We start from the raw sequence: 13,593 nt of genomic DNA, 5'->3' as shown, positions 1-13,593 counted from the left end.
ATACATTTTTTTAAAATAAGGGTTTTCTCAAAAAATAAGCACAAAAAAGAGCTTGTGGTTCACAAGCTCAAATAATCAAAAATTACGTTAGGTTTTTCGTCTAAATAGGCGAACTAAGAATACGATAATTGCAATGATTAATACAATATGAATTAACCAGCCTGTAATATGGAAAACAAAAAATCCTAGTAACCATAATACTAAAAGTATAATAAATAAAGCCCACATAGTATAATTCATTCCTTTCTAATGGTACTGTATTAATACCTTCTCCAATATTAATTATCATATCCAAAATTTAAAAAGAAATTTTTATCTTAATGACAATAGTAGTCTTTCTATTAAGAAAATTTTGATACAATAAAATAAAGAAATGATATAAAAATCAGGAGAAAGATGAATGAAAAGATACCCAGTGGAAGATGCATTTAACTTTGAAGATGTTGCAAATGATATTTTGCAAATGGCAAATGATTTAATTGGAAAACATGAGTTTTTTGTTAGCTTTATTGACGAGAACATATTAAAGGTATTAAAAGTAAAAAACAAAATTTGGCTAGATGAAGGAATCATAATGCCTATTGAGGAGACGTATTGTCAGTACACTCTCCAAGGGAAGGAACCAGTTCTTATTGTAAACAGTTTAGTAGACGAACGAGTAAAATTTCTGAATGCGACAATTACCAATAAAATGTGTTCATACGCTGGAGTACCAATCATATTAAAAAATGGCGTGGTATTTGGAACTGTTTGTGCCCAAAACAAAGACCCTTTTCTTTTCGATGAAAAAACAATCAGTATACTGACAAGGCTGGCAAAATTCCTTTCTTATGTTGTTGACCTTGAAACTTTTATCATAAAAGATTCTTTAACAAGTTTATATAATCGTTACTTTTGGAACAAAATGATGACACAATTAAATAGTATAAATACCGTCCATACTTTTTTAATGTTTGATATAGATCAGTTTAAAAAAATAAATGATCAATTCGGACATGAAAAAGGAGATGAAGTATTAATTAGGGTAAGTGAGGTTCTTCAAACCATCATACCAAATAATGCGTATGCCTTTAGATTTGGTGGAGATGAGTTTGGTGTATTATTTACCGATAGTAGCGTAGAACAAACTGGAGATATCATTAAGAATCTAATTGATAAATGTGAAGAAATCAGACTAGATCAGAACACTTCAGTACAAATTTCTTGTGGAATTGTTGATACAAATAAAGTAGAGTTATCAAAATTAATGGCAGCTGCAGATCAATGTTTATACGAATCAAAAAAGGAACCTATAAGCTTTGTAACAAGAGCTTAAATCATAAGAACGAAAAGCTGCCAATTAAATGGCAGCTTTATTAGTTTGCATTTTCAAAAAAAGAGCCTTTACTTAAAATGTGTCAAATACAGTGTATGGCATTTGTCTTTTATGTCGTGATTTATTAAACCATGCTTCAATTTTAGTCTTGGAATCTGCACTGATTTCTTTACCCTCTAAGTAATCATCGATATCATCATATGTAACGCCGAGTGCCACTTCATCTGCCAATTGAGGTCGGTCTTCTTCTAAATCAGCTGTTGGTACCTTTTCATATAACTTAGGAGGGCAATTTAATTCTTTTAATAGCATTCTCCCTTGTCTTTTATTAAGGCGGAATATCGGTGTGAGATCTGCGCCTCCATCACCATATTTAGTATAAAAACCAGTAATTGCTTCAGCCGAATGGTCAGTTCCTAAAACGACACAGCCTTTCATTGCAGCAATACTATATTGAACTTTCATACGTTCGCGAGCTTTTTCATTCCCTTTTGCAAAGTCAGTTAATTCAATTCCAACCGATTTTAATGTTGCTACACTAGCGTCAACGGCTGCTTTGATATTAACAGTGTACGTTTCTGTCGGTTGTATAAATTGCAGGGCAAGTTGACAGTCGTCTTCATCCATTTGAACACCGTATGGAAGTCTTACAGCTATAAATATATATTTCTTTTCAGATTGTTCTTCATTTAGTTCATTAATTGCAAGTTGTGCAAGTTTTCCCGTTAATGTAGAGTCTTGACCACCTGAAATACCTAATACAAACCCGTTTAAAAAAGGATGTTTCTTTAAATAGTTTTTAAGGAAATCGATGCTAATTCGGACCTCTTCTTTTGGATCAATCACAGGCTTTACTTTCATTTCTTCAACAATTTCTTTTTGCAATGTATTCAATCTTCATTCTCCTTTTGTTGATATAGATTGTGCTTTTTGATATATGCATAACATTCCTCAGGCAATAAATATCTAGGTTCTCCACCTTTTGCGAACTCTTCGCGAATATAAGTAGAACTAATCTCCATGGCTAAACCTTTATCTATCAGGTGAAATCTTGTACCGTTATCATTATTTCTTAACAGAGGAGAACGGGAGATTGTTTTAAGCATATCAATTCCATCACGGGCCATCACAATAAATTTGTTTTCAGATACTAATTGGTCTCCATATTTCCATTTTCCATCTGCAATGTCTTCTAAAAGATCGGCACCCATGATGAAATAAACCTCATCATCTTGGAATTTGGATTTAAAATGATTCATCGTATAATACGTAAAAACTTCCCAAGCTTCCTTATTCATTTCGTAATTATCAGCAATGAATTTTGGATTATTTTTGATAGCTAAACTCAACATATTCCATCGGTGTTCATCTGTATTATGTAGTTGCTTATCCCTACGTTTTGAAGAGCAAGGTAAGAAAATGACTTTATCTAACTTACAACGATGGGCAATTGTGCTTGCAGTCCATAAATGAACATTTGTGATAGGATCAAATGAGCTACCATATATTCCGATTTTAGCCATTCTTTAATTCCTCAGTCTTTCTCCTAGCTTCCGCTATTTTCTCCATTTTGTTATTCCAGCATTTCTCACTTAAATCTACTGGATATTCTTCGGGATTCAATGCGCGTTTATATTCTTCCCACAGTAAAGATAGGTTTTCTTCAGCAAATACTTGAACATCTTTGATATCTGGAATTGAATAGACCAATTCACCATTCTTAAAGATTTCATGATGGAGTTCTCTCGCCTCAAAATGGGTCACAAACTTACTGATATATGTATGGATTGGGTGAAATAATTTAATTTTTTCTTCTGATTCTGGATTTTCATCATCCATCGCAATATAATCTGCTTCAGCATGATGATTAATTGTATTAATAATGCGATACAGCTTTTTAAAACCTGGTGTCGTTACTTTTTCTGGATTTTGAGAGATTTTAATTGTATCAACCATTTGTCCATTTTCATCTTCAATGCTGACTAATTTATAAACTGCTCCTAATGCAGGTTGGTCATATGCTGTAATTAGTTTTGTACCAATACCCCAAGAATCAATTTTAGCTCCTTGGGATTTTAAATTTAAAATAGTATATTCATCTAAATCATTTGAAGCTATAATTTTAGTGTTTTTAAAGCCAGCTTCATCAAGCATTTTTCGGGCTTCTTTAGACAAATACGCTAAGTCACCGCTATCTAATCTAATTGCTGCAAAGTTAATCTTATCTCCTAATTCCTTGGCGACTTTAATCGCATTTGGAACGCCGCTTTTAAGCGTATCGTAAGTATCAACTAAAAAAGTACAATGATAATGTCGATCTGCGTATTTCTTAAAGGCAATGTACTCATCTCGATAAGCTTGAACTAGTGCATGAGCATGTGTACCTGAAACAGGTATATTAAATAATTTGCCTGCTCTTACATTACTTGTAGCATGAAAACCACCAATAAAAGCAGCTCTAGCTCCCCAAATGGCTGCGTCAAACTCTTGTGCACGCCTAGTACCAAATTCCATTAGTGTATCATCACCAACAATATGTTTAATACGAGAAGCTTTTGTTGCGATCAAAGTTTGGTAATTTACAATATTTAATAATGCCGTTTCAATTAATTGAGCTTCTAGTAGTGGAGCTTCAATTCTTAAAATAGGTTCATTTGAAAAAACCAATTCTCCTTCAAGAAGAGCTTTAATCGTTCCTGTAAATTTCACTGTAGATAAATGCTCCAGAAATTCTGCTTCATAACCTAGTTCATTTTTAAGATATTCTATATCCGATTGACTGAATGAAAAGTTTTGAAGATAATGAATGATTTTTTCTAAACCAGCAAAAATAGCATAGCCATTTCCAAATGGAAGCTTTCGAAAGTATAGTTCAAAGACAGCTTTTTTATTGTGAATATTGTCGCCCCAATAAGTTTCAGCCATATTTATTTGGTATAAATCTGTATGTAATGCAAGGCTATCATCATGAAAATTTGTATTCATCGTATTTCCGCCCCTAAAGTGTTTTTAAAATGACTTAAAGCCCATTCATGACCTGCTGCGTTAAAGCTGGCTACAGCATCACTATGAATGACTAATTTATACCCCTTATTATAAGCATCAACTGCTGTATGTAATACACAAATATCTGTACATACTCCGATTAAATGAAGTTCACTAATATTACGTTCTCTTAGTTTTATTTCAAGATCAGTACCTGCAAAAGCAGAATATCTCGTTTTATCCATCCAATGTACATTTGAAAAATCTTTGGACTCCTTAAGCACTTCCTGTAACCCTCCATATAAATTCCTTCCATTTGTGTGGCGAATATTATGTGGTGGAAATAATTTTGTTTCAGGGTGTAATTGGTCATCTTGATCATGCACATCAACAGCAAAAACAACAAAGTCATCTTGTTTCAAAAAGTTTTTCGTTATTAGAATGATATTTTGTTCAATTTCTTGGGCAGGTTTCCCACATGTTAATGAACCGTCATCTGCTACAAAATCATTTGTATAATCAATAATGATCAATGCTTTATTATTCATTTACAGATCCCCTAACTAATGAATATATTTGTTTGTAGAAAAGTTCACAAATTAAAAATAATAAATGCATAATAATGGAAGTGATACCATTATTTTTCAATTTAATCTTATTATAAGTTAATTCATATGAAAACAAATAAAAGTAAATTTATTAAATAAATTATCTCTATTATAGTTTCCAGTGTACAAATAATTAGTATATGAAGCATCTAGTCTTGATTAGGTGGAGCAATGAAAAGGATTCTTCTATCATTTATCGAAGTAATCATTAGTAGTATTTATGTATGCTTAGTCTATATGAGATTGATATAAAGGCAAAATGATTAGATTTAGGGGTGAAAGAAATGCGAGTTTTTCAAGCTAACAGATCAGAGGTAAAGGAAGTAGCAAAATTATTTGATCAATATCGTGTATTTTACAAACAAGAAAGCAATATTGAAGCAGCGGAAGCATTTATTACAGAAAGAATAAAAAATAACGAGTCAGTTATTTTTGTCGTTGAAGAAGGTGGCGAATTTTTAGGATTTACCCAACTATATCCTTCGTTTTCATCAGTTTCAATGAAAAGACTATGGATTTTAAATGATTTATTCGTATCAAAAACTGCAAGAAACAAAGGGGTAGCCCAATATCTGTTAGATGCTGCCAAACAATATGCGATTGAGACAAACGCTAAATCATTAGATCTTCAAACAGCTAACGATAATAAAGCGGCTCAAGCACTTTATGAAAAAAATGGCTATGAACTTGAAAAAGCATTTCGTTCCTATTCATTGATGATTGAAGGTCAATCGTAATCAGTTAGGCAAAGTTATTATTATATAAATTTGTGTAAGGTGGTTGTGAGTGAACTCATTTCAATTTACTGAAAGATTACATAGAATTTTCACAATAGCAAAAAGCTTGATAAATGAAGATGAAGCAATTCAACCAATTCATCTATTCTTTGGAGCATGTAAGGAAGGTTCAGGTGTTTGTGAAGAATTATATTTATATTTAACTCAGGAATTAGGAAACCATTTTCTCAATCAATTTAACACTAATATTCAACAAACCTATGAAAGTATTCAAATACATGGATATAATGTATCACTTTTAACTAATGAAGTCGTTAAAAAAGCAGAACAAAAGATGAAACGTTTTGGTCAAATATATTTAAATGAAGGTCATCTCTTAAGTGCGCTGTTAGAGGTAGAGAGTTCTTTCACTCAATATCTGGACCAAAATAGGATTAGAGAGATCTTAAGTATAGTAGCGTCTCCAAGAGATTTAATTATTAGCTTAGAGAACGACTTAGAGCAACAAAATACGAAAGAAGGTTTTATTGTTCGAAAAGTTACTTTAGAAGATTTTCAAATCGTACGACTATTTGTGCAGACTGAATTTGGTGATGCGTGGATTGAATCAGTTCAAAATGGCTTCAATTCAAGTGAACTACCGATATATATTGCCTTAGAGAAAGGGAGAATAGTAGGTTTCGCTTGTTATGATGTTGTGCGGAATAAAAAAGGAATATTTGGCCCCATGGGTACGTCAAGACATGCACGTTCAAGAGGAATTGGTTCAGAACTACTACATCATTGTTTAAAAGAAATGAAATCAGTTGGATATGAGTATGTGATTATTGATCAGGCTGGCCCAATAGAATTTTATGAAAAGAACTGTCATGCGCAATTAATACCGTTAACGAAGTCAGTATAAATCTAATCTTCCTAAGGTAAGAGTATATTTCAATTTAACAATAAATATTGTGTATTAAAGGAGGGGTTACGATGGATATCTTAGTTTTAGGTGGAACAAGATTTTTAGGTAGATACATTGTTGAGGCGGCGTTAGAAAGGGGACATACCGTCACGCTTTTCAACCGTGGTAATAACCGAAACTTATTTCCAAATGTTGAACAATTAATTGGTGATCGAGATGGTGACTTAGCTGCACTAAAGGGACGTAAGTGGGATGCAGTTATTGATACGTGCGGTTTTATTCCTAGAACAGTTTTGAATATAATCAAAACACTAAATCCAATAAAACATTATACATACATTTCTAGTCTATCTGCTTATAAAGAATTGAGTGAAGTTGGTGTAGATGAATCTGGTGAAGTTCATACTATGTCAGATGAAAAGCTAGAAGAAATAACTAGAGATTCTGCTGGACCATTTTACAATGAATATTACGGTCCATTAAAGGTACGAAGTGAAGAAGCCGCTGAGAATGAATTGCCTGGTAAAGTATTGGTTGTTCGTGCTGGACAACTAGTTGGTCCTCATGATTATACAGACCGACTCCCATATTGGGTAAAGCGAGTTTCTGAAGGTGGTACTATTTTGGCTCCTGGTCGAAAAGACCGCCAAATTCAAATAATCGATTCTCGAGACTTAGCAGACTGGATTATTAAAATGGTTGAAGAAAATGTAACAGGTATATTTAATGCAACCGGCCCAGATTACACATTAACAATGGAGAAATTTCTTGAAGAGTGTAAAAAAGTTTGCCAAAGTGATGCAACCTTTAGATGGGTATCAGAACAATATTTAAAAGAAAAACAAGTGGGGCCATGGGGGGAAATGCCTCTTTGGATTCCAGAGGAGTTTCCATTAGAAGGCGAAGAAAAACCATTAAAAGGATTCTTAGCGGTAGACATTCAAAAAGCAATAAATAAAGGATTAACGTTTAGGCCACTCTCGGAAACTCTTAATGATGTATTAGTTTGGGAAACAACACGTGAAGAAGGTCCAAGGAAAGCTGGTTTAGATCGACAAAAGGAAATTGAACTATTAACGAATAGCTAATATATTCCTCGTTGAATTAGAAAACTATTTACTTGTGAAAAAGATTAGCCACAAAGTTAGGTGGCTATTTTTCATGTTGAATCAATTGTCATGATTTTCGTATTCAGGTATCGAAATGATTTGTAACGAAAGGAAAATATATGGGGAAAAAATTAATTGTACTATTCGTATGTATCATTGTGGTGATTGCGAACGCCTACTATTTTACAAACTATTATGATACTAAAAAAGAAGCAGTGACTGCTTCAATAAAGTCTAATATAAATGAAAATGAACTAAGTGGAGAAAATTATCAGTTTGTAAGTCTACCAAATAGCTCTTATTTTATTTGTATAACTGATATTCCACATAGTATGTATGTTTATAAAACATCAACAATGTTTAATAAATATAAGGCTACTTTATTTAATGTAGAACATTTATATGCAGGGGATGGAGCAGGAATACATTATGTGAATAGTAAGCTTGCTTATGGTTTTACGAAGGAAAAACCGAAAGATAAAGATATCTACATTGGTCATAAAAAAATGAATGTTTTGGAATTAGGAAAGTATTTTAAAAACAGTAAGTATGAATTAATCTATAGAAATTTAGTTCTCTATTATCCCGACCAGCCAATGACTACAAAAAATAGTTCAAATTTCAAAATGGGTTTTGATGAAATTACTTATCGATAAAGTAATTGTAACTAGGTTTGAACACTCTCCATTTGAATGTCATGTAGAAATGAGGAATTATTTAGGGCAGGTGCAATTTTTATCTGAATTAAGTACTTTGTCAATTTTACGAAATGAGTTTTTTGTTGATGTCTCACATTTAACAACAAGCAAGTAAAAAAGGATGAAAAAAATTCATCCTTTTAATTATAGGCATTAACTGTGTCTATTTATTAAAAATAGAATATAATCCAACTTTTTTAATTAGTATTTTAGGGTTTTTACCATTCAAATCGGCAATCCACAAATCCCCTTCTATTTCTAAGTCACTTCTTCTTACCCATGTAATTTTATATGACGAAGTGGAATAAATTGGGCTATAGTCACCTAAATTTTTAGGAGGATTTGTGATTTTTGTTTGGTTTGGTTCATGAATATTGACTAGAAATAAAGCGGGTTTTGGTCTTTTTTTAGGATCATTGGACCACTCACTTTCAACTACACGTGACACAATTAATGTAGAATCATTACACCACGTAAATCCTAATTCAGCAAAATTAGGTGGTGTTAAATTTGTAGAAGTAAATGCTGGCATTTCAGTGATTTTTAAATCTTTATCTTTAAAACCTGCGACTAATCTTCCGCCACCAGCAATATAACCTAATATATTTTTCTGAAATGCCCATTTTGGTTCATCAACTTGAAAAATGACTTCATCTTGTATTTCAAAAATTTTTCCATCGGTTGAAATGATACAAAGTAAATTACTATCCATGGACCATGAAGCGGTTGGACTAACGATAAATGATATCCATTTTTGATTTGGTGAAAATTGAAAACTACTTGCATTAATCGAAGGGATATTTACATTTCCTTTTTTTAAATCCTTCGGAATGACAAAAAACTGATTTACATTTTCGGTTAATATTTTATGGTTTTTTAAATCATTTGGTAAAGATATTTTATATAGAATTGGGTTCGTCCAACCATCAGGGTGGAGAGAGGCGCTTGATGATGCAATAAAGCTTTTACCATCTGGGAACCAGTTAAAATCATCTACACCAAGAGCTATATTATAGAATTGTTTAAAATCAGAAACATTTAATACTCCACCATCTAAGAATGCAATGATATTTTTATTAGGTGACCATTTTGGATTAGATCCATCATTAAAAATCAAAGTATGTTTTTTTGTTTTTAAGTTATAAACCCAAATTTCGGATTGAGTAGGATAGGATTCTGTTGTACTTTGTGTAATTTCTTTTTGATATAGAATAAATTGTCCATCATATGACCACTGGGGAGGATAATGATAAACTGCTTGTTTACTTGTAATTTTTTGCTCTTTGTTATTTATTTTTATCCATAAATACCCATCCTTTACATAGGCTATCTTTAAAAAAGTGTTGTCAGTTTCTGCATGAGTTAAATTAGGAAAAAGTAAATATACAAAGATCATCATTACGATGAATATTTTTTGCTGCATTCGTTCACCTCTTTATTCAAGTTTTGAATATTTTTCCCTACTCTACATGGAAATATCAATTTAGTTGTTATGAAAGCATCCTTAAATACTTAATAAAACAAAATGATAAAAAATGTTGTTGTCGTAATCATTGTTGCTAATTAAGAGTGTGTTAGTTGATTACAACTACAGGATGCTCCCTTTCCGTGGGGCGCGAGCTAAGCCTTCCCGCATCTCCCACAGGAGTCTCGCACCTTCCGTTGTAATCAACTTTTGTCTTTATATCAATCCTAAAAGCAAAATATTTCAAAAAAAATTTATTTAGAAGCTTAATTTATCATTCAAAAAAAAGGAGGTACATCTAATGTGGATTATTATGTCTGTGGTGTTGGTCATTTTATTTTTCCCGATGTTTTATAGACAGAATAAGAGAATCAGTATACTGGAAGATGAAATTCGAGAGTTGAAAGGAATTAAAAAAATCTATTAGAAAAGACAACTATAAAGATGTTTTTTTTGTTAAAGTAGATTCCTTTACATTAACATCCTTGTAAATAAAAAAAGAACCGAATGAATCGGCTCTAATTCTTATTTACAACTGCTCTTAGTACTCTTCTACTGTTGCGATATATGGAAGGTTTCTAAATTTTTGTGCATAGTCAATTCCATAGCCAACGATGAATTCATCAGGAATGACAAATCCAACGTAATCAACTGGTAAGTCAATTTTTCTTCGTTCAGGCTTGTCCAATAGCGTACAAATTTTAATGTTTCTAGGTTTGTGTAGTTGAAGATGATCCTTTAAGAAATGTAAAGTTAAACCACTATCAATAATATCCTCTATCACAACTACATTTTTGTTTGTGATATTTGAGTCAAGGTCCTTTAATAGTTTTACTTTACCGGTAGATTCTGTTTGATCACTATAGCTTGAAACGGAAATGAAATCTACATTAATATCACTTTTCATTTCTCTAATTAAATCTGCTGCAAATACAAATGAACCTTTTAGTACAACAATCATTACAACAGATTCATTGTTAAAATCCTTTTCTATTTCTTCGGCAATTTGTTTTACTCTGTGTTTCAGATCAGTTTCAGAAATTAATGTATCTTTAATTCTATACGGCATTTGTATGCCTCCTTACAATATTAGTGGTAGTAGTATCAAACATTTATATTTTCATAAAGACAGTTTCATTATAACCAAATAGTAGTGTTAATTACTAAGATAAATGATTATTAATGAAGTGACTGCAGTTTGGTAATAATAGCCATATACTATTTATGGAGGTTATTACATGAATGAAAAAATTGACTACAATGGCTTACCGAAACATTCTAAGCCAATGTGGAGAAGTGGTTTAAATGTACCTTCCTTTCAGCCTTATACAGAAGATGAAGAATTTGATGTTGTTATAGTTGGCGCAGGAATTACCGGGATTTCAACTGCATACTTTTTAACACAAGCAGGGATGAAGGTTGCAATTCTAGACGCTAATAAAATTTTGAATGGTACGACTGGTCATACAACTGCAAAAGTTACGGCTCAACATGATTTAATCTATGATGAGTTAATACAAAATTTTGGACTAGAGAAGGCTAGAATCTATTATGAATCTCAAAAAGAGGCTATGAATTTTATAAAAAAATACAGTACTGATCATCAAATAGACTGTAATTTAGAGATTCAAGATTCAATTATTTACACAAATTCAGATCAATATGTAAACAATTTACATAAAGAATTAAAAGCTTATGAATTACTAGGCATTGACGCCTTTGGTTCTGAAAGTACAGATCTACCTTTACAATCTAAGTTTTCAATTTCAATGAAAAATCAAGCACAGTTCCATCCATTAAAATATTTAATTTACATGTTAAAGGAATCTATTGAAAAAGGATTAAGTGTATATGAGGAAACTGTTGTAATTGATTTAGAACCTGGCAAAATAGCTCAAGTCATTACGCAAAGTGGAAAGAAAATTAAATGTAAGCATGTTGTTAGTGCATCTCATTTTCCTTTCTATGACGGCATGAAACTGTTTTTTGCAAAAATGCATGCAGACCGTTCGTACGTTTTAGCGGCTAAACTTAAGTCACCGTTCCCTAAAGGAATGTATTTAAGTGCAGAAGATCCAAAGAGATCATTAAGAACAATAAAATATAATGATGAAGAATTAGTGTTAATTGGAGGTGAAGGTCATAAAACTGGCGTAGAAACTCGTACAATGAGTTTTTATGAGAATTTGAAACAATTTGGGGATGAAGTCTTTGGTATTGAAGATGTAAAATATAGATGGTCAACACAAGACTTAGTGACTTTAGATAATGTTCCTTATATTGGTCGATATTCAGAAAATCATCATAATATTTATGTTGCCACTGGATACCGTAAGTGGGGCATGACAAATGGTACTGTTTCTGCCAAATTAATTAGTAATTTAATTTTAGAAAAGGACGCTCCAAATGCAGAATTATTCTCTCCTTCTAGATTTCAAGCTAACCCTAGTATTAAGCATTTCTTAATGCAAAATATTGATGTAGCTAAACACTTAATTGAAGGGAAACTAGAGCCAGTTTCTAGAAAAATAGAAGAATTATATAATGATGAAGGATCTGTTGTATCGCTTGATGGGAAACGAGTGGGAGCGTATAAAGATGTAAATGGAAAGGTTCATTGTGTTGATACAACCTGTACCCATTTAGGCTGTGAAGTTGAATGGAATAATGGAGAAAAATCATGGGATTGTCCTTGTCATGGATCTAGATTTTCAATTTATGGTGAGGTTCTCGAAGGACCTGCTGAAAAGCCATTAAAACAAGTCTTTACCCAATAATATAGAAAAGAAATATGAGGAGAAACATATGAATCAAAATAAAATAGCAATTATTACTGGTGCTAGCAGATTAAATGGGATCGGTGCAGCCATTTGTCGTCAATTAGCTAATGAGGGATATGATATATTTTTTACCTATTGGACCTCTTATGATCAAGAAATGCCCTGGGGTATTGAGCAAGATGAACCTCAAAAACTAAAAGACGAATGCAGTGCTAAAGGAGTAAGAGTAGCATCTCTTGAAATTGATTTATCAAAAGAAGATGCGCCGAATCAATTATTTCAAGAAGTAATTAATGAACTTGGTTATCCAAGTATTTTAATTAATAATGCAGCTTATTCTACAAATAATGATTATTCTAATTTAACTGCACAAGACTTAAACAATCATTATGATATTAATATTCGTGCGACAACATTATTAAGTATTTTGTTTGCTAGACATTTTAAATATAAAAAAGGCGGTAGAATTATCAATCTGACATCTGGCCAATTTAAAGGACCAATGCCAGGAGAACTTGCCTATGCGACAACAAAGGGAGCAATTGATGCATTAACAATCACCTTGTCGGCTGAGGTTGCAAATTTAGGCATTACAGTAAATGCAGTAAATCCTGGTCCAACAAATACAGGCTGGATGACAGATGAAATCAAAGATTATCTTATTCCTTCATTTCCACTTGGGAGAATAGGTGAACCCACAGATGTTGCAAAGTTAATTAAGTTTTTAGTGAGCGACGATGGTGAATGGATTACTGGTCAAATCCTTCATTCAGAAGGTGGATTTAGAAGATAATAAGAAAGGTCATATTCACTGGATATGACCTTTTTATTTATTTATCAAAAGTATTAGCAATGAAAATAGAAACAAAAGAAGAGCCTGTTTCGTTTTTTAAAAAAATAATGTGTTGATTTCTACTCTAGGTTGCTCGCTTTCCATGGGGCGTGAGCTGAGCCTCCTCGGCCGGCAGGCCTGTGGGGTCTCAGCCTTC

Annotated in this window: 14 protein-coding genes; 7 read left to right on the top strand and 7 right to left on the bottom strand. The window is 32.3% G+C overall.

All coding sequences use genetic code 11. From position 1 onward, the window contains the following. Positions 1 to 87 precede the first annotated feature (87 nt). Entirely contained in the window at positions 88 to 228 is a 141-nt protein-coding gene (locus ACX6U0_RS07150; protein WP_464959268.1) for a lmo0937 family membrane protein, read from the bottom strand. Positions 229 to 400: 172 nt separating this feature from the next. On the opposite strand from ACX6U0_RS07150, the gene ACX6U0_RS07145 reads away from it, so the two are divergent. Next, positions 401 to 1,315 carry a sensor domain-containing diguanylate cyclase gene (locus tag ACX6U0_RS07145; protein WP_464959267.1) on the top strand — a complete coding sequence of 305 codons (915 nt, stop codon included), beginning with the start codon at positions 401 to 403 and terminating at the stop codon, positions 1,313 to 1,315. Positions 1,316 to 1,387: 72 nt separating this feature from the next. On the opposite strand, the gene nadE is transcribed toward ACX6U0_RS07145, so the two are convergent. Genes nadE through ACX6U0_RS07125 form a run of 4 tightly spaced genes read right to left on the bottom strand, consistent with a single transcriptional unit; the run spans position 1,388 to position 4,848 of the window. Then, on the bottom strand, positions 1,388 to 2,209 hold the full coding sequence (gene nadE / locus ACX6U0_RS07140; RefSeq protein ID WP_464959266.1) for an ammonia-dependent NAD(+) synthetase: 822 nt from the start codon (positions 2,207 to 2,209) through the stop codon (positions 1,388 to 1,390). Continuing rightward, positions 2,206 to 2,838, bottom strand: a complete 633-nt coding sequence (gene nadD, locus ACX6U0_RS07135) for a nicotinate-nucleotide adenylyltransferase (RefSeq protein WP_464959265.1) — start codon at positions 2,836 to 2,838, stop codon at positions 2,206 to 2,208. The genes nadE and nadD overlap by 4 nt, the downstream gene beginning before the upstream one ends. Further along, the gene (locus ACX6U0_RS07130; RefSeq protein ID WP_464959264.1) at positions 2,831 to 4,300 is read right to left on the bottom strand and encodes a nicotinate phosphoribosyltransferase; all 1,470 of its coding nucleotides are present in this window, start codon (positions 4,298 to 4,300) and stop codon (positions 2,831 to 2,833) included. The genes nadD and ACX6U0_RS07130 overlap by 8 nt, the downstream gene beginning before the upstream one ends. Next, positions 4,297 to 4,848 carry a cysteine hydrolase family protein gene (locus tag ACX6U0_RS07125; RefSeq protein ID WP_464959263.1) on the bottom strand — a complete coding sequence of 184 codons (552 nt, stop codon included), beginning with the start codon at positions 4,846 to 4,848 and terminating at the stop codon, positions 4,297 to 4,299. The genes ACX6U0_RS07130 and ACX6U0_RS07125 overlap by 4 nt, the downstream gene beginning before the upstream one ends. A 344-nt stretch (positions 4,849 to 5,192) precedes the next feature. On the opposite strand from ACX6U0_RS07125, the gene ACX6U0_RS07120 reads away from it, so the two are divergent. From ACX6U0_RS07120 to ACX6U0_RS07105, 4 genes are all read left to right on the top strand, one after another. Continuing rightward, positions 5,193 to 5,645, top strand: a complete 453-nt coding sequence (locus tag ACX6U0_RS07120; RefSeq protein WP_464959262.1) for an N-acetyltransferase family protein — start codon at positions 5,193 to 5,195, stop codon at positions 5,643 to 5,645. A gap of 49 nt (positions 5,646 to 5,694) precedes the next feature. Continuing rightward, positions 5,695 to 6,549 (top strand): GNAT family N-acetyltransferase, encoded by an 855-nt coding sequence (locus ACX6U0_RS07115; RefSeq protein ID WP_464959261.1) that lies wholly within the window; start codon positions 5,695 to 5,697, stop codon positions 6,547 to 6,549. A gap of 71 nt (positions 6,550 to 6,620) precedes the next feature. Further along, on the top strand, positions 6,621 to 7,640 hold the full coding sequence (locus ACX6U0_RS07110) for an NAD-dependent epimerase/dehydratase family protein (RefSeq protein ID WP_464959260.1): 1,020 nt from the start codon (positions 6,621 to 6,623) through the stop codon (positions 7,638 to 7,640). Between the two features lie 140 nt (positions 7,641 to 7,780). Next, a complete protein-coding gene (locus ACX6U0_RS07105; protein WP_464959259.1) occupies positions 7,781 to 8,317 on the top strand; it encodes a hypothetical protein in 537 nt (178 codons plus the stop codon). A 205-nt stretch (positions 8,318 to 8,522) separates the two neighbouring features. Here the strand turns inward: ACX6U0_RS07105 and ACX6U0_RS07100 are convergent, their stop codons facing one another. Then, positions 8,523 to 9,782, bottom strand: coding sequence for a TolB family protein (locus ACX6U0_RS07100; protein WP_464959258.1), 1,260 nt, complete (start codon positions 9,780 to 9,782; stop codon positions 8,523 to 8,525). A 583-nt stretch (positions 9,783 to 10,365) separates the two neighbouring features. Then, positions 10,366 to 10,893, bottom strand: a complete 528-nt coding sequence (hpt, locus tag ACX6U0_RS07095) for a hypoxanthine phosphoribosyltransferase (protein WP_464959257.1) — start codon at positions 10,891 to 10,893, stop codon at positions 10,366 to 10,368. A 169-nt stretch (positions 10,894 to 11,062) separates the two neighbouring features. Here hpt and ACX6U0_RS07090 point away from each other — a divergent pair, with 169 nt between their 5' ends. Both ACX6U0_RS07090 and ACX6U0_RS07085 read left to right on the top strand, forming a co-directional pair. After that, a complete protein-coding gene (locus tag ACX6U0_RS07090; RefSeq protein ID WP_464959256.1) occupies positions 11,063 to 12,601 on the top strand; it encodes an FAD-dependent oxidoreductase in 1,539 nt (512 codons plus the stop codon). Between the two features lie 28 nt (positions 12,602 to 12,629). Further along, on the top strand, positions 12,630 to 13,397 hold the full coding sequence (locus tag ACX6U0_RS07085) for an SDR family oxidoreductase (RefSeq protein ID WP_464959255.1): 768 nt from the start codon (positions 12,630 to 12,632) through the stop codon (positions 13,395 to 13,397). Positions 13,398 to 13,593: the final 196 nt, after the last annotated feature.

The organism is Gottfriedia sp. ABJ_BB2_2 (genome assembly GCF_055484705.1).
This window is presented reverse-complemented; position numbering and strand designations above follow the sequence as displayed.

Coding starts and splice junctions, on each gene's coding strand:
- ACX6U0_RS07150 (WP_464959268.1), bottom strand. CDS start 228: ATGTGGGCTTTATTTATTATACTTTTAGTATTATGGTTACTAGGATTT.
- ACX6U0_RS07145 (WP_464959267.1), top strand. CDS start 401: ATGAAAAGATACCCAGTGGAAGATGCATTTAACTTTGAAGATGTTGCA.
- nadD (WP_464959265.1), bottom strand. CDS start 2,838: ATGGCTAAAATCGGAATATATGGTAGCTCATTTGATCCTATCACAAAT.
- ACX6U0_RS07130 (WP_464959264.1), bottom strand. CDS start 4,300: ATGAATACAAATTTTCATGATGATAGCCTTGCATTACATACAGATTTA.
- ACX6U0_RS07125 (WP_464959263.1), bottom strand. CDS start 4,848: ATGAATAATAAAGCATTGATCATTATTGATTATACAAATGATTTTGTA.
- ACX6U0_RS07120 (WP_464959262.1), top strand. CDS start 5,193: ATGCGAGTTTTTCAAGCTAACAGATCAGAGGTAAAGGAAGTAGCAAAA.
- ACX6U0_RS07110 (WP_464959260.1), top strand. CDS start 6,621: ATGGATATCTTAGTTTTAGGTGGAACAAGATTTTTAGGTAGATACATT.
- ACX6U0_RS07105 (WP_464959259.1), top strand. CDS start 7,781: ATGGGGAAAAAATTAATTGTACTATTCGTATGTATCATTGTGGTGATT.
- ACX6U0_RS07100 (WP_464959258.1), bottom strand. CDS start 9,782: ATGCAGCAAAAAATATTCATCGTAATGATGATCTTTGTATATTTACTT.
- hpt (WP_464959257.1), bottom strand. CDS start 10,893: ATGCCGTATAGAATTAAAGATACATTAATTTCTGAAACTGATCTGAAA.
- ACX6U0_RS07090 (WP_464959256.1), top strand. CDS start 11,063: ATGAATGAAAAAATTGACTACAATGGCTTACCGAAACATTCTAAGCCA.
- ACX6U0_RS07085 (WP_464959255.1), top strand. CDS start 12,630: ATGAATCAAAATAAAATAGCAATTATTACTGGTGCTAGCAGATTAAAT.